Consider the following 20187-nt stretch of genomic DNA (forward strand, 5'->3'; position numbering starts at 1 on the left):
CGTCGGGGCTCCCGGGCGCGGGCCCGCCGGAGGCGGGGCGAAGCCCTGTGCGGGCGTGTCGAAGCGCGGACCGGCGGTCCCTCCGGACGCCGTTCCCGTCGCCGGGTTCCGAGCCGGGGCGGGGGCCGGGGCCTGCGGCGGGGCCGGCGCGGCCTTGCGCGGCGCGAACCAGTTGCTCGTCGCCTCCTCGGCCGCGACCGGCTCGGGCACCGGCGCCGGGGCGACCGGTGCGGGCTCCGGCTCCGCTTCGGCCTCGGGCATGGGCTGGCGTACGACCACCGGCGGGATCGGCCGCGATCCGGGGATGTTGATCCGGATCCGGGTCGTCAGGGTGGTCTCCGTCTTCGGCCCGTCGGAATCGGGTGCGGACGGCTTGGCAGGCGTAGCGGTCACAGGACTCTCCTCCGGGGTGGTCGCCGCGCCAGGCCCCAGCGGCACAGTCGTGGACGGATTCTGGCCGGTTCCATACGGCGGCGTGCCCGAGGGGTAAGCGGTTCCACCGCGCCCGTTGGGCCCGGCGGACGGACTGTCAGTTTCACGACTCAAGGCAGGTTCTCCCGGTTGGCTCCGCCGCCCGTCATACCGTGCGCGGGCAGCTCGGCGGCCCGTCCACCATACTGGCCACCGCCCGCGCGCACCCGACCCCCGGGAACGAAGGGTTCCTCTTGACCTCTTCCCCGTCCCCTCCAGGCCGCCCCCGAGCCCCCGTCCGGTCCGCGCCGGGCGCCCGGTGAGGGTTCGCCGACCCTCCGTCAGGCCCCCTGGCGAGCAGCTCGCCAGGGTCTCGGAGCACTCCGACGGGCCGTCACCCGGCGGGCCTGGCGGCCGAAATCGACCGATCCCCCGGTCCGGTGATCGTGGCGCACATCACAGCGAGCACGATTCCGCCCAAAAGGTAGGCGTACATACCGATTCCGGACGAACTCAGCAGGAAGTCCCCTTCCGGCCGGGGGATGCCGAGGACCACGTAGGCGAGGAACCAGCCGCCCGCGCCGGCCCCCACTCCGATGCCGGTCCCGAGGGCGATCCGGCCGCCGAGGAACAGTCCCGCGAGGGCGAGCAGCGCCAGCACCAGCCCGCCCTGGAACCACAGGTCCACGACGAGCCAGCCGGCCGCGCCGGTCAGGACTCCGGCCGCCAACAGGCCCAGCGCGGCGGCGGTCCGCCCGGGTGTCCACGTACCGCTCATGCCCGCACTCCTGCGAAGAGGTCCCGCTCGCGCTCGCCGGCCGGGGCGCCCGGCCGGCCCGCGACCAGCTCGTAGTACTCGCGGGTGAACAGCGGCTGGGCGAGGTCGTTGGAGAGCGCGAAGAAGGGCCCGTCCACGGCGATCTGGGTGGCGTGGGCCCGCATCGCGGCGGCCTTGGCGGCCACCAGGTCCTCGTCGGCGTCGATTTCGGCGGTGATGCGCTCGTCGGCCACCACCCCCGGCACGTCGTCGGGCCGGGCCAGTCCCGGGAACGACGCCGCGCCCCCGGCGGCGCGCAGTTGGGCGAAGCCCTCCTCGACGACCGAGCGCGGGACGCGGTTCCAGTAGATCTTCTCGACCGCGTACGGCTCGCCGAGGTCCCGGCGGTACGCGGTCTCCGCGGCCAGTTCGGCGGCGCGCGTGGCGACGCGGTGGGCCTGGATGTGGTCGGGGTGGCCGTAGCCGCCGTCCGGGTCGTAGGTGACGAGGACCTGGGGGCGCAGTTCGCGGATCACCTCGACGAGGTACGCGGCGGCCTCGTCCACGTCGGCGGACCAGAAGGCGCCGGGGCGGCGGTTCTGCTCGGTACCCATCATCCCGGAGTCCCGGAAGCGGCCGGGACCGCCGAGGAAGCGGTGGTCGGTGACGCCCAGTTCCCGCATGGCGGCGGCGAGCTCGCCGATGCGGTGATTGCCGAGGGTGTCGTCGCGGTCGGCCGCCAGGTGCGCGAGTCCGGGCGGGATGACCTCGCCCTCCTCGCCGAGCGTGCAGGTCACCAGCGTGACGTGCGCGCCCTCGGCCGCGTACTTGGCCATGGTGACGCCGTTGTTGATCGACTCGTCGTCCGGGTGCGCGTGCACGAGCAGGAGTCGACGGGCGGGAAGACCGTTCATGGGGCAAGACTACGAGGACCGGGTACCCCGGCCCCACAAGGCGGCGCTCCGGACCCCCGCCCTACAGCTTGAGCCCGCTGATCATGCTCGCCACGTTCGAGGTGAGCTGCGAGAGCGTGGGCGCCATGGTGGAGCTCGCCAGATAGAAGCCGAGCAGTACGCAGACCGCCGCGTGTCCCGTCTTCAGGCCCGAACGCCGGACCAGCAGGAAGACGATGACTGCCAGCAGCACCACGGCCGAGATCGATAGCGCCACGGCGTTTCACCTCCACGTCGAGCGGACATCAGTACGCGTACTCGCAACTCGGTGCTCGGCAGAGTCATACCCACCGTGCGCTACGGATCATAACTTTCCGTACCAGAGCATCGATCGATTCCGGCAGCACGAGGGGCGCACGCCGCGCATGCCCGGGGGCACGCGAACGCCGGCCGGGGACGCTGTACGCCTCCCCGGCCGGCTGTCGGCACCCGCACGGCCGCACGCGGTTCAGGCTGCCCGGCTCGTATCTCGGGACAGAAACGGTCAAGTTGCCTGCGTGTAAACCGACTTGTCCAGCACTCCGCAGCTGTGGCGAAAAATGAGCGCTGTCTGGGGCCGGGTGTTCATTCCTTGGTCAGCGGTCCCGACCGCGGTGGCGGTCCCGCCGGAGGCGTGCCCGTCGCGGGCGAGTCCGTCGCGGGCGAGTCCGTCACGGGCATGTCCGCAGACGGCGGCACCACCTGCCGCTCGGCCGCGAAGTGGCAGGCCGAGGGATGGGCGTTCGGGCCGCCCGGGAGGAAGGAGGGGATCTCCAGGAGCGGGACCTCGGTGGCGCACCGGGCCTCGGCCTTCCAGCAGCGGGTGCGGAAGCGGCAGCCCGAGGGCGGGTTGGCCGGTGAGGGGACGTCTCCGGAGAGGATGATCCGATCGCGGTGGGCGCGGGCCCGGGGGTCGGGGACCGGGACCGCGGACAGCAGGGCCTGGGTGTACGGGTGGGTGGGGTGGTCGTAGATCTGGGTGTCGGTGCCGATCTCGACGATCCGGCCCAGGTACATGACGCCGACCCGGTCGGAGATGTGCCGGACGATCGAGAGGTCGTGCGCGATGAAGACGTAGGAGAGGTCGAACTCCTGCTGCAGGCGTTCCAGGAGGTTGATCACCTGGGCCTGGACGGAGACGTCGAGCGCGGAGACCGGTTCGTCGGCGACGATGACCTCCGGCCGGAGGGCGAGGCCGCGGGCGATGCCGATGCGCTGGCGCTGGCCGCCGGAGAACTGGTGCGGGTACCGGTTGATGTACTCCGGGTTCAGGCCGACCACGTCGAGGAGCTCCTGCACCTTGCGGCGCCGGTCGCCCTTGGGCGCGACCTCGGGGTGGATCTCGTACGGCTCCCCGATGATGTCGCCGACCGTCATCCGGGGGTTCAGCGAGGTGTACGGGTCCTGGAACACCATCTGGATGTTGCGGCGGACGGCCTTCAGGGCCCGGCCGGACAGCTTGGCGATGTCCTCGCCCTTGTACGTGATCGCGCCCGCCGTCGGGCGCTCCAGGTTGACCAGCATCTTGGCGACGGTGGACTTGCCGCAGCCCGACTCCCCCACGATGCCCAGGGTTTCACCGGCCCGCAGGTCGAAGGAGACCCCGTCGACGGCCTTGACCGCGCCGACCTGCTTCCTGAAGAGGACGCCCCGGGTCAGCGGGTAGTGCTTGACCAGGTCGGTCACTTCGAGGATGGACTCACCGGACACCTTGGTAGCCACCGAGGCACTCCTTCCAGAAGAAGCACGCGCTGGCGCGCTCCGCCCCGGCCTCGGCCAGTGGCGGGACGTCGGTGCGGCAGACGGCCCGGGCCATCGGGCAGCGCGGGTTGAAGGCGCAGCCGGGCGGGATGGCGAGCAGGTTGGGCGGCAGGCCCTTGATGGCGTAGAGCTCCTGGCCCTTCTGGTCCAGGCGCGGGATCGAGTCGAGCAGTCCGCGCGTGTACGGGTGCGCGGGCGCGGCGTAGATCTCGTGCACGGGGGCGGACTCGACGATGCGGCCGGCGTACATCACGGCGATCTTGTCGGCCACGTCGGCGACGACGCCGAGGTCGTGGGTGATCAGGATCAGGCCCATGTTCAGCTCGCGCTGGAGCTCCGCGAGGAGGTCCATGACCTGGGCCTGGACGGTGACGTCCAGGGCCGTGGTCGGCTCGTCCGCGATGATCAGCGAGGGTTCCAGCGCCATCGCCATGGCGATCATGATGCGCTGGCGCATGCCGCCGGAGAACTGATGCGGATAGTCCCCCACCCGCTCCTTCGCGGCCGGGATCTTCACCCGGTCCATCAGCTCGACGGCCTTGGCCTTGGCGTCCTTGCGGGACATCCCGCGGTGGACCTCGTACATCTCGCCGAGCTGCGCGCCGACGCTCAGTACCGGATTGAGGGAGGACAGCGCGTCCTGGAAGATCATGGCCATCTCGGCGCCGCGGATCTTCCTGCGCTCCTCCTCCTTCATCTTCAGCAGGTCCTGGCCCTTGAAGAGGATCTCGCCGCCGGCGATGCGGCCCGGCGGCGTGTCGAGGATTCCCATCACGGCCTGCGCGGTCACCGATTTTCCCGATCCGGACTCTCCGAGCACAGCGAGCGTCTCGCCCTCGTCCACCGAGTAGTCGACTCCGTTGACGGCCTTGGCGACCCCGTCGCGTGTCTTGAACTCCACGTGCAGGTCGCGCACTTCGAGCAGCATGTGCGGGGGCTCCTCAGCGCAGCTTGGGGTCGAGGGCGTCGCGCACCGCGTCGCCGAGCATGATGAACGCGAGCACGGTCACGCTGAGCGCGCCGGCCGGGTAGAGCAGCATGTGCGGGGCGTTGCGGATCTGCGAGGCGGCGTTCGAGATGTCGATGCCCCAGGAGACGGTCGGCGGGCGCAGGCCCACGCCGAGGAAGGACAGGGTCGCTTCCAGGGCGATGTAGGTGCCGAGCGCGATGGTGGCGACGACGATGACGGGCGCGACGGCGTTGGGCGCGACGTGCCGCAGCAGCATCCGTCCGTTGCCGGCGCCGAGCGCCCGCGCGGCCTGGACGTAGTCGTTCTGTTTGGCGGTGATGACCGAGCCGCGGGCGATGCGGGCCAGTTGGGGCCAGCCCAGCAGCACGATGAAGCCGACGACGGGCCAGACGGTGGTGCTGGTGACGACGGACAGGAAGACCAGGCCGCCGAGGACCACGGGGATGCCGAAGAAGATGTCGGCGACCCGGGAGAGCAGCGCGTCGCCCCAGCCGCCGAAGAACCCGGCGAGCCCGCCGAGCGCCGAGCCGAGGAGGGCGGCGCCGAGGGTGGCGCAGATGCCCACGGTGATGGAGGCGCGGGCCCCGTAGACGGTACGGGTGTACACGTCGCAGCCCTGGGTGTCGTAGCCGAAGGGGTGGCCCGGGGAGGAGCCCTGCTGCGATTTGGACAGGTCGCACCGGAGCGGGTCTCCGCTCGCGATGAGCTGCGGCCAGATCGCGATGACCACGAGGAAGAGGATCAGCAGCGTGGAAACGATGAAGACGGGATTGCGCCGCAGCTGGTGCCAGGCGTCGGACCACAGGGACCGGGCCTTCTCCCGGGGTCCCGCGGGGCCGCCCTCGCCCAGTTCCCTCTCGAGGCTCTCGGCCTCCTCCAGCGCGAGATCCATGGCACCCCCTTGGCCGGTGGGAGAGATCGCCTCGTGGGCGCCGGGTCCCAGTGGATCGTAGGCGGAGCGCTCGGGATCGGGCTCAGGCATAACGGATCCTCGGGTCCAGGACCGCGTAGAGCAGGTCAACGAGCAGGTTCGCCAGCAGGAAGACGATGACGAGGATGGTCACGAAGCCGACCACGGTCGGGGAGTTGTTGCGCAGGATGCCCTGGTAGAGCTGGTAGCCCACCCCGTGGATGTTGAAGATCCGCTCGGTGACGATGGCGCCGCCCATCAGGGCGCCGATGTCGGTGCCGATGAAGGTGACGACGGGGATCAGCGAATTGCGCAGCAGGTGGCGGGTGATCACGCGGCGCCGGGGCAGGCCCTTGGCCACGGCGGTGCGCACGTAGTCGGCCTTGACGTTCTCGGCGATGGAGGTGCGGGTCAGCCGGGTGACGTAGGCGAGGGAGACCAGCGCGAGGACGATGCCGGGCAGGATCAGCTCGTTGAAGGGGGCGTCCGGGGAGACGGTGGGGCGCACCCACCCCCATGTGACTCCGAAGACGTACTGGAGCAGGTAACCGGTCACGAAGGTCGGTACGGAGATCACCACGAGGGTGAGCACGAGCAGGCTGGTGTCGATCGACTTGCCGCGCCCCAGGCCGCTGATCACGCCGAGGGTGATGCCGACGAGGATCTCGATGACGATCGCGACGATGGTCAGGCGCAGGGTGACGGGGAAGGCCGAGGCCATGAGCTCGGTGACCTTCTGGCCGTTGAAGGCCGTGCCGAAGTCGCCCTGGAAGATCTGGCCCATGTAGTGGAGGTACTGCTCCCACAGCGGGCGGTCGAGGTAGAGGTCCTTGCGGATGCGCGCGGCGGTGGCCGGGTCGGGCGCCTTGTCGCCGAAGAGGGCGGCGACCGGGTCACCGAGCGCGTACACCATGAAGAAGATCAGGAACGTGCTGCCGATGAACACCGGGATCATCTGGAGCAGCCGCCGGATCACATAACGTCCCATGGACTGCTCCAGGATCGATCCGACGGAGGGTCAGCTGACCGTGATCTGGTCGTAGACGGGGACGCTGAACTGGTTGAGCGCCACGTCGGAGATGCGCTCCGAATGTCCGGCGCTGCCGTTCTGATACCAGAGCGGGATCGAGGGCATCTGGGCGGCGAGGATCTTCTCCGCCTCCTGGAACTTGGCCGTCGCCTTGGCGGTGTCGCTCTCCTGGTTGGCCTCGTCGATGAGCTTGTCGAAGTCCTTGCTGCTGAACTTCCCGTAGTTGGACGAGGCGTTCGTGTAGTAGAGCGGCTGGAGGAAGTTCTGGATCAGCGGGTAGTCGGCCTGCCAGCCGGAGCGGAAGGGGCCGGTCAGCTTGAAGCTGCTCTGCTGGTTCCTGAAGTCGGCGAAGGTGCCGACCGGGTTGACGGTGCAGACCGGGCCCTCGCCCAGCGCGTTGTTGATGCTGTTGCAGACGGCGTCCATCCAGTCGCGGTGCGAACCGGTGTCCACGTTGGACGTCAGCGTGACCTTCCCGCCGGGCAGTCCGCCGGCCTCCTGGATGAGCTTTTTGGCCTCGCCGGGGTTGAAGGAGCACGCCTCACCGCAGGCTGTGGCGGAGAAGCCGCCCTTGTCGCCGAGAGCCGGGGAGGTCCAGTCCTTGGCCGGGGTGCGGGTCTCGCGGAAGATCTGCTTGGTGATCTCGTCGCGGTTGATCGCCATGGAGATGCCGCGGCGGACCTTCTCCATGCCCTCCTTGTTCCACTGCGGGTCGTACAGCGGGAAGGTGAGGGTCTGGATGATGAGGGCCGGCTGGTTGATGTAGCGGTCGCCGAGGTCGTTCGCGACGTTCTTCAGCTGCTGCGCCGGGATGTCGTCGACGAGGTCGAGGTTGCCGGAGATCAGGTCGGTGTAGGCGGTGTTGTTGTCGGTGTAGACCTTCAGGTCCACGCCGCCGTTGACCGCCTTGTCCTCGCCGGTGTACCCGTCCCACTTGCGCAGCTTCATGCCGGTGCCCTTGGTGTACGAGTCCACCGTGTACGGGCCGTTGCCGACGGGCTTCTTCAACCAGCCCTCGCGGTCGGTGAAGAACGCCTTGGGCAGCGGGGAGAAGGCCTGGTAGCCGAGGGTCTCGGGCCAGGTGGAGAACTTCTGCTTGAGGGCGACCGTGAAGGTCTTGGCGTCCTTGACGACCAGGCCGGACATGGTCTTCGACTTGGGATCGCCGCTCGCCGGGTGCACGTCCGCGTAGCCGACGATGTCGGAGAAGAACGGCGAGTTGTTCTGCTTCTTGGTGACGTCCGCGCCGTAGTTCCACGCGTCCACGAAGGACTGGGCGGTGACGGGCTCGTCGTTGCTGAACTTCCAGCCGTCCTTCAGGGTGATCGTGAAGTTCTGGCTGTCGGTGGTCTCGATCTTCTCGGCGAGCATGTTCTTTGCCTCGCCGGTCTTCGGGTCGTAGCGCTTCAGACCCCGGAAGAGCATGTCGAGGACCTTGCCGCCCTGCACCTCGTTGGTGTTGGCGGGCTCCAGCGGGTTCTGCGGGTCACCCCACGAGGAGCTGACGATTCCCGCGCCTCCACCTCCGCCGCCGTCGCTTCCGCCGCCGCAGGCCGTCGCCGCGAGGGCGACGGCCACCGCACATGCGGCCCATTTGGCGTGGGTGGCTCCGCGCATGGAGTGCCTCCTACTGGATCCCAAGACTCACTTAGGGCCCAATGTCACCCTATGAGGGGTCCCGCACACGCCTCGTTGGACCGATTGCACCCCCGCGTCCCCCGCCTGTCACCCCTGCGAGTGCAATCGAGCTCCCAGGTGTCCACGGCGGCACGCGAAGGCCGCGAACGCGTGCGAACGTCCGCGAACGCCGGAGCGCCCGGCACCGGAAAGGATCCGGTGCCGGGCGCCCTGGTGCATCGCCTGCGGGAGGTCAGACGGCCAGAACGGCCCTCTCCTCCGCGAAGTGACACGCCGACTCGTGCGCGGCCAGGGACTTCGAGCCCTGGAAGCGCTCCGGGATCGCGAGGAGCGGCTCCTCCACGGAGCACTTCTCCTCGGCCTTCCAGCAGCGGGTGCGGAAGCGGCAGCCCGACGGCGGGTTGGCCGGCGAGGGGACGTCACCGGTGAGGATGATCCGGTCGCGGCCCTCGCGGGCATCCGGGTCCGGCACCGGCACCGCGGAGAGCAGCGCCTGCGTGTACGGGTGGGTCGGGTGATCGTAGATCTGGGTGTCGGTGCCGATCTCGGCCATCTTGCCGAGGTACATGACGCCCACGCGGTCCGAGATGTGCCGGACGATCGACAGGTCGTGCGCGATGAAGAGGTAGGAGAGGTTGAACTCCTCCTGCAGCTTCTCCATCAGGTTGATGACCTGGGCCTGCACCGACACGTCGAGCGCGGAGACCGGCTCGTCGCAGATGATGATCTCCGGGTTGAGCGCGAGGCCGCGGGCGATGCCGATGCGCTGGCGCTGGCCGCCGGAGAACTGGTGCGGGTACCGGTTGATGTACTCCGGGTTGAGGCCGACGACGTCCAGGAGCTCCTGCACCTTGCGGCGCCGGTCGTCCTTGGGGGCCACCTCGGGGTGGATGTCGTAGGTCTCGCCGATGATGTCGCCGACCGTCATGCGCGGGTTCAGCGAGGTGTACGGGTCCTGGAACACCATCTGGATGTTGCGGCGGACGGCCTTCAGGGCCCGGCCGGACAGCTTGGTGATGTCCTGGCCCTTGTAGAAGACCTCGCCCGCGGTGGCGCGCTCCAGGTTCATCAGGAGCTTGGCGACGGTGGACTTGCCGCAGCCGGACTCGCCGACGATGCCGAGGGTCTCGCCGCGGTACAGGTCGAAGGAGATCCCGTCGACCGCCTTGACCGCGCCGACCTGCTTCTTGAACAGGATGCCCTGGGTCAGCGGGAAGTGCTTGACCAGGTTGCGGACCTGGAGGATCGGCTCGCGCTCGGGGGCGTTCTTGGTGAGCTCAGCCATGGATCTGCTCCTTCCAGAAGTGGCACGCGCTGTGACGGCCGGCCAGCTCGGTGCCGTCCTGCTCGCTGACGGGCTGGAGCAGCGGGACGTCCGTCCGGCAGACGTCCTGCGCGGCGGTGCAGCGCGGGTTGAACGAGCAGCCGGAGGGCAGGCGCAGCAGGTTGGGCGGCAGGCCCTTGATCGCGAAGAGCTCCTGGCCCTTCTGGTCCAGGCGCGGGATCGAGTCCAGCAGGCCGCGCGTGTACGGGTGCGCCGGGCGCTTGTAGATCTCGTGGACCGGAGCGGTCTCGACGATCCGGCCGGCGTACATGACCGCGATCTTGTCCGCGACGTCGGCGACGACGCCGAGGTCGTGGGTGATCAGGATCAGACCCATGTTCAGCTCGCGCTGGAGCTCCGCGAGGAGGTCCATGACCTGGGCCTGGACGGTGACGTCCAGGGCCGTGGTCGGCTCGTCCGCGATGATCAGGTCCGGCTCCAGCGCGATCGCCATGGCGATCATGATGCGCTGGCGCATACCGCCGGAGAAGTGGTGCGGGTAGTCGTCCACACGCTCCTTCGCCGCCGGGATCTTGACCTTGTCCATCAGCTCGATGGCCTTGAGGCGGGCGTCCTTCTTCGACATGCCCTGGTGGACGCGGAACATCTCGCCCAGCTGGTAGCCGACGGTGAGCACCGGGTTCAGCGAGGACAGGGCGTCCTGGAAGATCATGGCGATCTTCTGGCCGCGCAGCTTGCGCCGCTCCTCGAAGCTCATCTTGAGCATGTCCTGGCCGCGGAAGAGGATCTCGCCCTGCGGGATCTTGCCGGGGGGCATGTCGAGGATGCCCATGATGGCCTGCGCCGTCACGGACTTGCCGGAACCGGACTCGCCGAGGACGGCGAGGGTCTCGCCGGCGCTCACGCTGTAGTTGACGCCGTTGACGGCCTTGGCCACACCGTCGCGGGTGTGGAACTCGACGTGCAGGTCGCGCACTTCGAGGAGCGGCGTCTGCGGGTCCCCGTCACGCGGGGAGGGAACGCTGGAGGTGTTGTCCATGGTGATCACTTACGCCCTCCTCAGCGCAGCTTCGGGTCGAGGGCGTTGCGTACCGCTTCGCCGAGCATGATGAAGGCGAGGACGGTGATGCTGAGCATGATCGAGGGGTACAGCAGGATGTGCTGCGCCACTCGGATCTGCGCGGCGCCGGCGGAGATGTCCACACCCCACGAGATGATCGGGGACGCGAGGCCCAGGCCCAGGTAGGACAGGGTCGCTTCGGCCGCGATGTAGCCGCCGAGCGCGATCGTGGAGACCACGATCACCGGGGCCATGGCGTTCGGCAGGATGTGCTTGAGCAGGATCCGGGGGGTACCGGCGCCCAGGGCCTTGGCGGCGTGCACGTAGTCGGCCTGCTTCACGGTGATGACCGCGCCGCGCATGACGCGGTTGATCTGCGTCCACCCCAGGAAGGCGAGGGCGAAGACGACCGTCCACACCGTGCGCTCGGTGAAGGCCTGGAGGACGACCATCGCGCCGAGCAGGAACGGGATGCCGAAGAAGATGTCGGTGACGCGCGACATGATCGCGTCGGTCAGGCCGCCGAAGTAGCCGGCGATCATGCCCGTGATGGAACCGACCACGGTGACGATCGCGGTCACGGAGACGGCGACGATGATCGAGGCCCGGGTGCCGTAGACGAGGCGCGCGTAGACGCTGCGGCCCTGGCCGTCCCAGCCGAGCCACTCGGGCGAACCGACCTTGGCCAGCTCCGGCTTGCCGAGGAAGTGGTGGACCAGGTCGCCCTTGGTGGGGTCGACGCTGGTGAACCAGCTCGGGAAGACGGCGATCACCAGGAGGATCAGGATCAGCACCGAGGAGACGAGGAAGTACGGGTTGCGACGCAGGTCGGCCCAGGCGTCGCCCCAGAGGCTGCGCGCCTTCTCGGCCTTCTCCGGGGCCACCGGGGCGCCGGGCGCCGACGGGGTCTCGGCCGTCACGGTTTCGGTCTGGGTCAGATCAGGCATACCGGATCCTCGGGTCCATGACCGCGTAGAGGAGGTCGACGAGCAGGCTGGCTATGAGGTACACGACGACCAGGACGGTGACGACACCGACCACGGTGAGGCCCTCGCGGCGGACGATCGAGTCGTAGATCAGACCGCCGACGCCCTTGACGTTGAAGATGCCCTCGGTGACGACGGCGCCGCCCATGAGGGCGCCGATGTCGGTACCCAGGAAGGTCACCACGGGGATCATCGAGTTGCGCATCAGGTGCACACCGATGACGCGGCGCTTGGGCAGGCCCTTGGCGACGGCGGTGCGCACGTAGTCGGCGCGCAGGTTCTCGGCCATCGAGGTGCGGGTCAGCCGGGCCACGTACGCCAATGACAGCGAACCGAGGACGATGGCCGGCGCGAGCAGCTCGCTCCAGGTCTCGTTGATGCTGACGTTCGGCGAGATCCAGCCGAGCTGGAAGGCGAACACCGACTTGACGATGAATCCGAGGACGAAGACCGGCATCGAGATGATCAGCAGCGTCAGGATCAGGATCAGGTTGTCGACCAGCTTGCCGGCCTTGAGGCCGGCGAGGATCCCGAGCGTCAGGCCCAGGACGATCTCGATGGCGAACGCCAGGAAGGCCAGCCGGAGCGTGACCGGGAAGGCGCTGCCGATGACATCGGTGATCTCACGTCCGCTGCGGATCTGCTGCCCGAAGTCGAAGTGGAACAGGATGCCGCTGATGTAGTTGTAGTACTGCTCGTATATCGGCAGGTCCAGGCCGTGCTGGTGCCGTAGGGCGGCCAGTGTGGCGGGGTCCGTGCCCTTGTCTCCGAAGAGTCCGGCCACGGGGTCGCCGGGCAGGCTGTAAACCATCATGAAGATAAGCGCGGTCGTCCCGAAGAAGACCGGGATCATCTGGAGCAGTCGTCGTGCGACATAGCGCCCCATCATGCCTCCGTAGAAGATGCGGCAGGCGCAGCCGGACGGGCCCTTTCGCCACGCACGCGCGTGACGAATCGTCACTGCGTCGCGAAAGGGCCCCCCGGGCGCTGCATATAGGCCCGGATGCGGGCCGGCTCCCCGCCGGCCCACACCCGTTTCGAGCGGAATTACGCGGTAGGACTTACTTCTTGACCTCGACACCCTCAAGGATCGGGTCGCCGTCCTGGGCGTACGTCACGTTCTGGACCTTCTCGGAGAAGCCGGCGTTGACCTTGTAGTACCACATGGGGATCGACGGCATGTAGTTGACGAGGTCCTTCTCGACGGCCTGGTAGGCCTTCACGGACTCGTCCAGGGTCGCGGCGCTGTCAGCGGCGGCGATCTTCGCGTCGAGCTCCGCGTTGGAGAAGCCACCCTGGTTGCCACCGGCGCCCGTGCGGAACAGGTCGCTGATGAAGTTGGCGTTCACCGGGTAGTCGAGGACCCAGCCGGAGCGGTAGATCGACTTGACCTGCTTCGACTTGCGGGCCTGGAGGTCGGCCTGGAAGTCGGGCTTGGCGTCACCGACGCACTTGACGCTCGTGGCCTGGGTGATGCTGTTGCAGACAGCCTCGACCCATTCCTTGTGACCGCCGTCCGAGTTGAACTGGATGGAGATCTCGTTGTTCGGAACGCCGCCGCCGTCAGCGATGAGCTGCTTGGCCTTCGCGGGGTCGAACTTGGTGACGTCACCGGTCGCGTTCGGCGTGTAGCCGAGGACGCCCTTGGCGACCCAGCCCGTGGCCGGCTCGCGGGTGCCCTGGAGCACCGTCTTGGTGATGGTGTCGCGGTCGATCGCCATCGAGAGGCCCTGGATGACCTTCGGGTCGACCGGCTTCGGGGTCTTCCACTGGTCGGCGTAGAACGCGATCGCCAGGGTCTGGACGGCCGAGTAGGCCTGGTCGACGGCGCGGTCACCGAGGTCGGCGCGGTAGACCGGGAGGTCCTTCGGGCCGATCGAGCGCAGGACGTCGACGTTGCCCGACTTCAGGTCCTCGTAGGCGGTCTCGACGGTGGAGTAGTTCTTGAGGACCACACCACCGTTCTTCGCCTTGTTCTCGCCCTTGTAGTCGTCGAAGCGCGTGAGCTCGATCTGCTTCTTGTGCTCCCACGACTTGAACTTGTACGGGCCGTTGCCGACCGGCTTCTCACCGGCGGCCGCGGGGTCCTTGTAGAAGGACTCGGGCAGCGGGGAGAAGACCTCGTAGCCGAGCTTGTACGCGAAGTACGGAACCGCCGTGGCGAGCTCGATGGTGAAGGAGTTCTCGTCGACGATCTTCAGGCCCTCGAGCGCCTCGGCGGTGGGCTTGGCGCCCTCGGCCTCCGGGTGCAGCGCCTCGAAGCCCTTGATGTCGGCGAACCAGGACGCGTTGCCCTGCTTGTTGTTGATGTTCGCGGCCCAGTTCCACGCCTTGACGTAGGACTCGGCGGTCACCTTGGTGCCGTCGTGGAAGGTCCAGCCCGGCTTGAGCTTGACCGTCCAGAGCTTGCTGTCCTTGGACTCGACCGACTCGGCGTTGACCATCGTCAGCTTGCCGTCGGCGTCGTAGTCGACCAGCTGCGAGAACAGGCCGGACAGGACGATCGAGCCGTTGGACTCCATCGTGTCGGCCGGCTGGAGGAGCTTCTCCGGCTCGCCCACCTCGACGGAGTAGATGCCGTTCGGGTCGACTTCGCCCTTGGCGGTCGCCTTGTCGCCACCGCCGCCACAGGCAGTCGCTGCCAGGGCGACAACGATCGCGCCCGTTACCCACTTGGCGCTCTTGGCACCGCGCATGGGTTTCCTCCTCATGAGTCCACTGTCTGATGTGAAGGACACAGGCGTGTTCGCCGACACCCCTGACGGCGATAGGACCGGTGTCCCGAGTGTGCTCGTGAGTCGACGCTCCCCACAGCGTGTGACCCATTGACCCGAGCTCAATGGAGCCATCCTCAGGGACTGCCAGACCGTAAACCACACTTAAGTGGTCTCGTTTTCACAACATCGCACTATGGCTAAAACCCGAAATCCGGACAAACTGATAGGAGACAGACACATACGAAACGGACTGTTAGCTCTTCTTCCGGAGTGTCACGGTCGGTATCCGGACACCGGACGGAAACAATCCACTTGACAAAAGCGAACAGCCCCTCCCGTCACGATGATCGTGACGGGAGGGGCTGTTCGTTGAAGCTGCCGCCGGCGAGGACCCGGGTATGACGTGGGTCCTACTCGGCTAGTCCGTGACTACTTGCCGGACTTGGCGCGCGACGCGCTGCGCGAGCGGTCCTTCTGGTCCAGGACGACCTTGCGGATGCGGACGGCCTCCGGGGTCACCTCGACGCACTCGTCGTCGCGGCAGAACTCCAGGGACTGTTCCAGGGAGAGCCTGCGGGGCGGCACCACGTTCTCGGTGTTGTCCGCCGAAGCCGCACGCATGTTGGTGAGCTTCTTCTCCTTGGTGATGTTCACGTCCATGTCGTCGGAGCGCGAGTTCTCACCGACGATCATGCCCTCGTACACCTCGGTGCCGGGCTCGGTGAACAGGACGCCGCGCTCCTGCAGGTTGATCATCGCGAAGGGCGTGACCGAACCGGAGCGGTCGGCGACCAGCGAACCGTTGTTGCGGGTGACCAGCGGGCCGAACCACGGCTCGTGGCCCTCGTGGATGGAGTGGGCGATGCCCGTGCCGCGCGTACCGGTCAGGAACTCCGTACGGAAGCCGATGAGGCCGCGCGACGGGACGACGAACTCCATGCGGACCCAGCCGGAGCCGTGGTTCGACATGTTGTCCATGCGGCCCTTGCGGACGCCCATGAGCTGCGTGACGGCGCCCATGTGCTCCTCGGGGACGTCGACCGTCATGCGCTCGACCGGCTCGTGCACCTTGCCGTCGATCATCTGCGTGACGACCTGCGGCTTGCCGATGGTCAGCTCGAAGCCCTCGCGGCGCATCTGCTCGACCAGGATGGCGAGCGCGAGCTCACCACGGCCCTGGACCTCCCAGGCGTCCGGGCGCTCGGTGTCGAGCACGCGGAGCGAGACGTTGCCGACCAGCTCGCGGTCCAGACGGTCCTTGACCTGGCGGGCGGTGACCTTGCGGTCCTTGACCGCGGACTTGGCGTCCGCGCCCTTGCCGCTGCCGCCGCGACCGACCATCGGGGAGGTGTTCGTACCGATGGTCATCGAGATCGCCGGCTCGTCGACCGAGATCAGCGGGAGCGCGATCGGGTTCTCCGGGTCGGCCAGGGTCTCGCCGATCATGATGTCGGGGAAACCGGCGACGGCGCAGATGTCACCGGGGCCCGCCACCTCGGCCGGCTTGCGGGTGAGCGCCTCGGTCATCATCAGCTCGGTGATGCGGACGTTCGACATGGTGCCGTCACGCTTGATCCAGGTGACGGTCTGGCCCTTGCGCAGCTCGCCCTGCTCGACGCGGACGAGCGCGATGCGGCCGAGGAAGTTGTCGGCGTCCAGGTTGGTGACGTGGGCCTGGAGGGGGGCCTCCTCGTCGTACACCGGGGCCGGCACGTGGGCCAGGATGGTGGAGAAGAAGGGCTCCAGGCTGTCGCTGTCCGCGGGGACGGTGCCGTCCTCCGGCTTGGTCAGCGAGGCGACGCCGTCACGGCCACAGGCGTAGACGATCGGGAACTCGATCTGCTCCTCGTCGGCGTCCAGGTCGAGGAAGAGGTCGTACGTCTCGTTGACGACCTCGTCGATCCGGGAGTCCGGACGGTCCGTCTTGTTGATGCACAGGATGACCGGCATCTTCGCCTGCAGGGCCTTGCGCAGGACGAAGCGGGTCTGGGGCAGGGGACCCTCGGAGGCGTCCACCAGCAGGACGACGGCGTCCACCATCGACAGACCGCGCTCGACCTCACCACCGAAGTCGGCGTGGCCGGGGGTGTCGATGATGTTGATCGTGATCGGGGCCGACCCGTCCTTCGGGTGGTACTTCACCGCCGTGTTCTTGGCGAGGATCGTGATGCCCTTCTCACGCTCCAGGTCGTTCGAGTCCATCATGCGGTCGTCGAGGTGCTGGTGGGCGGCGAAGGCACCGGCCTGCTTGAGCATGGCATCGACGATGGTCGTCTTGCCATGGTCGACGTGGGCGACGATGGCGACGTTACGGATGTCGTGGCGCGTGGGCACTTCGGCGCTTCTCCCGGGATCGTGGATGGCGACGCGTACGGTCCGGCACGCGAGCCTCGGCCGGGCGGAAAACCTGCCACGGCCTTACCCCATCCTACGTCGGATGACGGGAAGCGCCCACCGGGGTTCTGTCAAGGGGCTGGACGGCTGAGCCGGACCGGGGTGTGGGTGGGGGGCCCGGCCGTCGTCAATGCCTGAATACACGCGGGTCAACGGGTAGGAACGACCTTGCCCGCCGGGGGCTCCGGCGGGCAAGGGACTTGAGTCACTTCTGAGCTTGTGACCGAAGACTCAGTCCGGCGTGCGGGAAGGCGCCGGTGGGCCTACTTCTTCTTGTCCTTGGCCGTCGCCGGCTTCTTCCAGCCGATGTCCTGGTAGCGGGGCGCTCCCAGGCCGAAGGCGCCGGCGTTGGCCAGGCTCGGCTTCGCCGCGACGAGCTCGGGGCGCTGGTAGAGCGGGATGGAGCCGGCCGCGGCCCAGATCCGGGCGTCCGCCTTGCGCATCAGGTCGCGGGACTGCTCCTCGTCCAGCTCTCCGGCCGCCTGGTCGAAGAGCTGGTCGATGTGGTCGGTGCCGACCCGCGTGTAGTTCTGCTCGACCAGGAGCGAGCCGTCGGCGGCCGGCTCCGGCTTCGCGAAGATCGGCCGGGCGTCCGTCGCCGGGTAGGCGGTCGCGGGCCAGGAGTACAGGGCCAGGTCGTACTGGCCCGAGGCGATGTGGTCCTTGAAGAAGCTCTCGTCGGCCACCTTGGTGAGCTCCGTCTGCACGCCGACCTTCTGCAGCATCTGCGCGATCCGCTCGCCGACCGTGCGCAGCGCCTCCGAGCCGGGGCCCGCCGGCAGGACGAAGCGCAGGGTGAGCGCCTTGCCGTCCTTGGCGAGCACGTTGCCGGAGGTGCGGGCGGCCTGCTTGGCGGGGGTCGGGGCGACGCTGGCCTTGGCTCCCGGGTCCGCCGCGTCCGCCGCCTCGGGGGCGCTCTCGGCGTCCAGGGCCGGGCTGCGCTTGCCGTCGTCCACCGGGTCCGCCGCGGCCGCCTGCGCCGCCAGCGCGGCCTGGGCCGCCTGGGTGCGCAGCAGCTGCTCCTGGCCGGCCGCGAAGGGGGCGGGGGCGAGCACCGGCGATTGCCGGGCTCCGGCGGCGAAGGCGTCGGCGTCGACGATCTCCCCGTCGCGGCCGTACGCGCCTTCGGGCAGTTCGCTGCCCGCCGGGTCCTCGGGGCCTTCGGGGCGGCCGTCGGGGTGGTCCGGGCGGTCGGCCCTCAGGGCCGCCTTGCCCCCGGCCGCGGGCTTGTCGTCGCCGTTGCGCTCGTCGTCCTGGCCGACGATGTAGAGCCCGTCGTTGCCGGTGCCGGGGCCCGACGGGGTCTTCCCATCGTCGTGCTCCTTGGCCGCCTCGGCGCCCGCCTTCGCGCCGTTCGGCTCGGTGATCTTGCCGCCGCGGCGCCAGCCGGCGTCCGCGAGCAGGGCCTGCGAGGCCTGGGCGTCCTGGCCGCCGAGGGCGTCGCTGTTGTCGGCGTACGCCTGCTGCCCGGCCAGCGCCAGGTGGCTGCCCACGGGCTTCGCGGGCAGACCGAGCGGCTTGAGGACGATGTCGGCGAGGGCCTGGCGGTCCAGGGCGCGGGCCACGGCCCGGCGGACGCGCTCGTCGGCGAGCGGGCCGGTGGCCCCGTTCATGGCGAGCTGGGTGTAGGCGGGCTCCAGCGATTTGCGGACGGTGAAGCCGCGCAGCGCGGTCTGTTCCTGCGCGTACCGGTCGACCGCCTCCGCGCGCTTCTTGCGGGTCTCGCGTTCCGCCGCGGCCTTGGCCTCGTCCGTGCCGAAGGCGAGCGCCCACGACAGGGTGGCCTGCGCGGCCGTCACCGGGGCGCCGGGCCCGTGGGCCCCGTCGGCCTTGGCGGCCTCGCGGTGGGCCAGCGCGATCCGCTCGGCGCCCGTGCGGTCGATCTCGGCGAGGTCGAGCTTGCCGGCGGCCAGCGCGGCCGGGCGCTCGGTCCGGGGCACGGCGGTCAGGAGCAGGGAGTCGAGCTTGGCGGGGGCGCCCCACCAGCGCGGGTTGCGGGTCAGGGCGGCGGTGCCGGTCTTCTTGTCGATGGCGCCGAGCAAGAAGGGGCCGGCGGTGACCTTGAGGGTGCCCCGGGCGCCCTCGTTGAAGGCTTCCGGGGTGCCGGTGACCTGCTTGGGGTAGAGCGGGGTGAAGAGGGAGCGCCAGTCGGCGTACGGCTTGACGAAGGTGACCTTGACCTCGAGGTCCGTCTTGCCGCGCTCGATCTTCTCGATGCGGTCGTAGCCGGCGTTGCGCGCGGTCCAGTACGCCGAGTCCTTGCCGTTCAGGGCCCGCCACTGGGCGACGAAGTCGGCGGCGCCGATCTCCCGGCCGTCGCTCCACACCGCCTGCTGGTTGAGCTTGTACAGGACGACCTGCTTGGGCTCCCGCTCGACGACCTCGGCCTTCTCCAGGTAGTCGGGATTGGCCACCGGGCGCCCCTTGCCGTTCAGCACGAACAGCTGGGGCAGCACTGCCCCGGCGATCCGGTGGGTGGCGGCGTCCGCGTCGGCCTGGAAGGTGTTCAGGGTGCCGGGCAGGGCGTCCACGGCCCAGCGCAGCACCCCGCCGTCGGCGACCTTGTCGCGGGTCGTGGCCGCGATGTCCTGCCCCGCCGCGGCCGGGCCGCCCTCGTCGTCACCCGCGCCGCATCCCGTGAGCAGCGGCAGTGCAAGAACTCCCGAGGTCAGGAGCGCCAAGGACCTGCGCCTTCTCTGGGACATGGGTGGTACCTCCGGGGCGGGGCGTGGGCGGGGCGGGGCGTGAGAAGGGGGGCCTTGATCACGTTCGGCGGTATATGGAGCTGATCACACTGGGTGCCGAAACCCACTGAAATCGACACCTCGCCGCACCCGTCGCAGGGGACCCTCGCCACGCCGCGAACCCCACCCGTGCGGACCAATCCGGCTTGCGCCCCCCGTTGCCGCCGGGAGGCGCCCCGGACGGGCGTTCCCCCGTAAGAGGGACGAAAATGGGGTCAGGAGGGGCGCACGGTTCGCGCCTGCGCGCCCGCAATCGCTGCACGTCCCTTCACAACCGGGGACGTAAGGCGCGACACTCGCAGGCGCACATGAGCGTTGCCACCGCACCTGCGGAAGTGAGGGCAAGTCATGTCCCTGCAAGATGATTTGACAGCCGTACGACGCAGCCTGAACGAGCTGGTCCGCTCCGTGGAGCGGCTCGAACAGGACGTCGCCCGGCAAACCCCGGCCGCCCCCAGGCCCGCGGCCCGGGGTCCGATGGTCAGCGTCCCGGACACCCCGTACGACAGTTCGCTGTGGACGGACTCCGACGACGAGGGGCTCGGCGCCCGGGACCGCCGCGCGCCCTGACCCCTGCTCGACGCACACCCCA

General features: G+C 69.0%; 16 protein-coding genes and 1 pseudogene. 1 reads left to right on the forward strand and 16 read right to left on the reverse strand.

From position 1 onward, the window contains the following. The 16 genes and pseudogenes from J7E97_RS15345 to J7E97_RS15420 all read right to left on the reverse strand — a co-directional run. Positions 1 to 438, reverse strand: a pseudogene (locus J7E97_RS15345) (hypothetical protein); the annotation flags it as partial. Between the two features lie 367 nt (positions 439 to 805). Next, on the reverse strand, positions 806 to 1189 hold the full coding sequence (locus tag J7E97_RS15350; protein ID WP_215027336.1) for a DUF6113 family protein: 384 nt from the start codon (positions 1187 to 1189) through the stop codon (positions 806 to 808). Beyond that, positions 1186 to 2082, reverse strand: a complete 897-nt coding sequence (gene mshB, locus J7E97_RS15355) for an N-acetyl-1-D-myo-inositol-2-amino-2-deoxy-alpha-D-glucopyranoside deacetylase (RefSeq protein WP_215027338.1) — start codon at positions 2080 to 2082, stop codon at positions 1186 to 1188. Before mshB ends, J7E97_RS15350 begins: the two co-directional genes overlap by 4 nt. Before the next feature lie 61 nt (positions 2083 to 2143). Then, positions 2144 to 2338: a hypothetical protein gene (locus J7E97_RS15360; RefSeq protein WP_215027340.1), complete on the reverse strand. Its 195-nt coding sequence runs from the start codon at positions 2336 to 2338 to the stop codon at positions 2144 to 2146. 347 nt (positions 2339 to 2685) lie between these two features. Further along, entirely contained in the window at positions 2686 to 3822 is a 1137-nt protein-coding gene (locus tag J7E97_RS15365; protein ID WP_308346517.1) for a dipeptide ABC transporter ATP-binding protein, read from the reverse strand. Beyond that, positions 3800 to 4789: an ABC transporter ATP-binding protein gene (locus J7E97_RS15370; protein ID WP_215027342.1), complete on the reverse strand. Its 990-nt coding sequence runs from the start codon at positions 4787 to 4789 to the stop codon at positions 3800 to 3802. Before J7E97_RS15370 ends, J7E97_RS15365 begins: the two co-directional genes overlap by 23 nt. Before the next feature lie 13 nt (positions 4790 to 4802). Then, the gene (locus tag J7E97_RS15375; protein WP_215027344.1) at positions 4803 to 5813 is read right to left on the reverse strand and encodes an ABC transporter permease; all 1011 of its coding nucleotides are present in this window, start codon (positions 5811 to 5813) and stop codon (positions 4803 to 4805) included. Then, on the reverse strand, positions 5806 to 6729 hold the full coding sequence (locus tag J7E97_RS15380) for an ABC transporter permease (RefSeq protein WP_215027346.1): 924 nt from the start codon (positions 6727 to 6729) through the stop codon (positions 5806 to 5808). The genes J7E97_RS15375 and J7E97_RS15380 overlap by 8 nt, the downstream gene beginning before the upstream one ends. Before the next feature lie 30 nt (positions 6730 to 6759). Further along, positions 6760 to 8388, reverse strand: coding sequence for an ABC transporter substrate-binding protein (locus tag J7E97_RS15385; RefSeq protein ID WP_215027348.1), 1629 nt, complete (start codon positions 8386 to 8388; stop codon positions 6760 to 6762). A 253-nt stretch (positions 8389 to 8641) separates the two neighbouring features. After that, complete coding sequence (locus J7E97_RS15390; protein ID WP_215027350.1) at positions 8642 to 9694, reverse strand: ABC transporter ATP-binding protein; 1053 nt, start codon at positions 9692 to 9694, stop codon at positions 8642 to 8644. After that, the gene (locus J7E97_RS15395; protein WP_251054599.1) at positions 9687 to 10733 is read right to left on the reverse strand and encodes an ABC transporter ATP-binding protein; all 1047 of its coding nucleotides are present in this window, start codon (positions 10731 to 10733) and stop codon (positions 9687 to 9689) included. The genes J7E97_RS15390 and J7E97_RS15395 overlap by 8 nt, the downstream gene beginning before the upstream one ends. A 20-nt stretch (positions 10734 to 10753) precedes the next feature. After that, positions 10754 to 11701 (reverse strand): ABC transporter permease, encoded by a 948-nt coding sequence (locus J7E97_RS15400; RefSeq protein ID WP_215027354.1) that lies wholly within the window; start codon positions 11699 to 11701, stop codon positions 10754 to 10756. Then, positions 11694 to 12626, reverse strand: coding sequence for an ABC transporter permease (locus tag J7E97_RS15405; protein WP_215027410.1), 933 nt, complete (start codon positions 12624 to 12626; stop codon positions 11694 to 11696). Before J7E97_RS15405 ends, J7E97_RS15400 begins: the two co-directional genes overlap by 8 nt. Positions 12627 to 12801: 175 nt before the next feature. Next, positions 12802 to 14436: an ABC transporter substrate-binding protein gene (locus tag J7E97_RS15410; RefSeq protein WP_215027356.1), complete on the reverse strand. Its 1635-nt coding sequence runs from the start codon at positions 14434 to 14436 to the stop codon at positions 12802 to 12804. 450 nt (positions 14437 to 14886) lie between these two features. Continuing rightward, the gene (gene typA / locus J7E97_RS15415) at positions 14887 to 16791 is read right to left on the reverse strand and encodes a translational GTPase TypA (protein WP_215027358.1); all 1905 of its coding nucleotides are present in this window, start codon (positions 16789 to 16791) and stop codon (positions 14887 to 14889) included. Between the two features lie 323 nt (positions 16792 to 17114). Continuing rightward, a complete protein-coding gene (locus J7E97_RS15420; protein ID WP_215027360.1) occupies positions 17115 to 19556 on the reverse strand; it encodes an ABC transporter family substrate-binding protein in 2442 nt (813 codons plus the stop codon). A gap of 387 nt (positions 19557 to 19943) precedes the next feature. On the opposite strand from J7E97_RS15420, the gene J7E97_RS15425 reads away from it, so the two are divergent. After that, the gene (locus J7E97_RS15425) at positions 19944 to 20165 is read left to right on the forward strand and encodes a hypothetical protein (RefSeq protein ID WP_215027363.1); all 222 of its coding nucleotides are present in this window, start codon (positions 19944 to 19946) and stop codon (positions 20163 to 20165) included. The last annotated feature ends 22 nt before the right edge of the window (positions 20166 to 20187 follow it).

This window comes from Streptomyces sp. ISL-66, assembly GCF_018614135.1.
GTDB lineage: Bacteria > Actinomycetota > Actinomycetes > Streptomycetales > Streptomycetaceae > Streptomyces.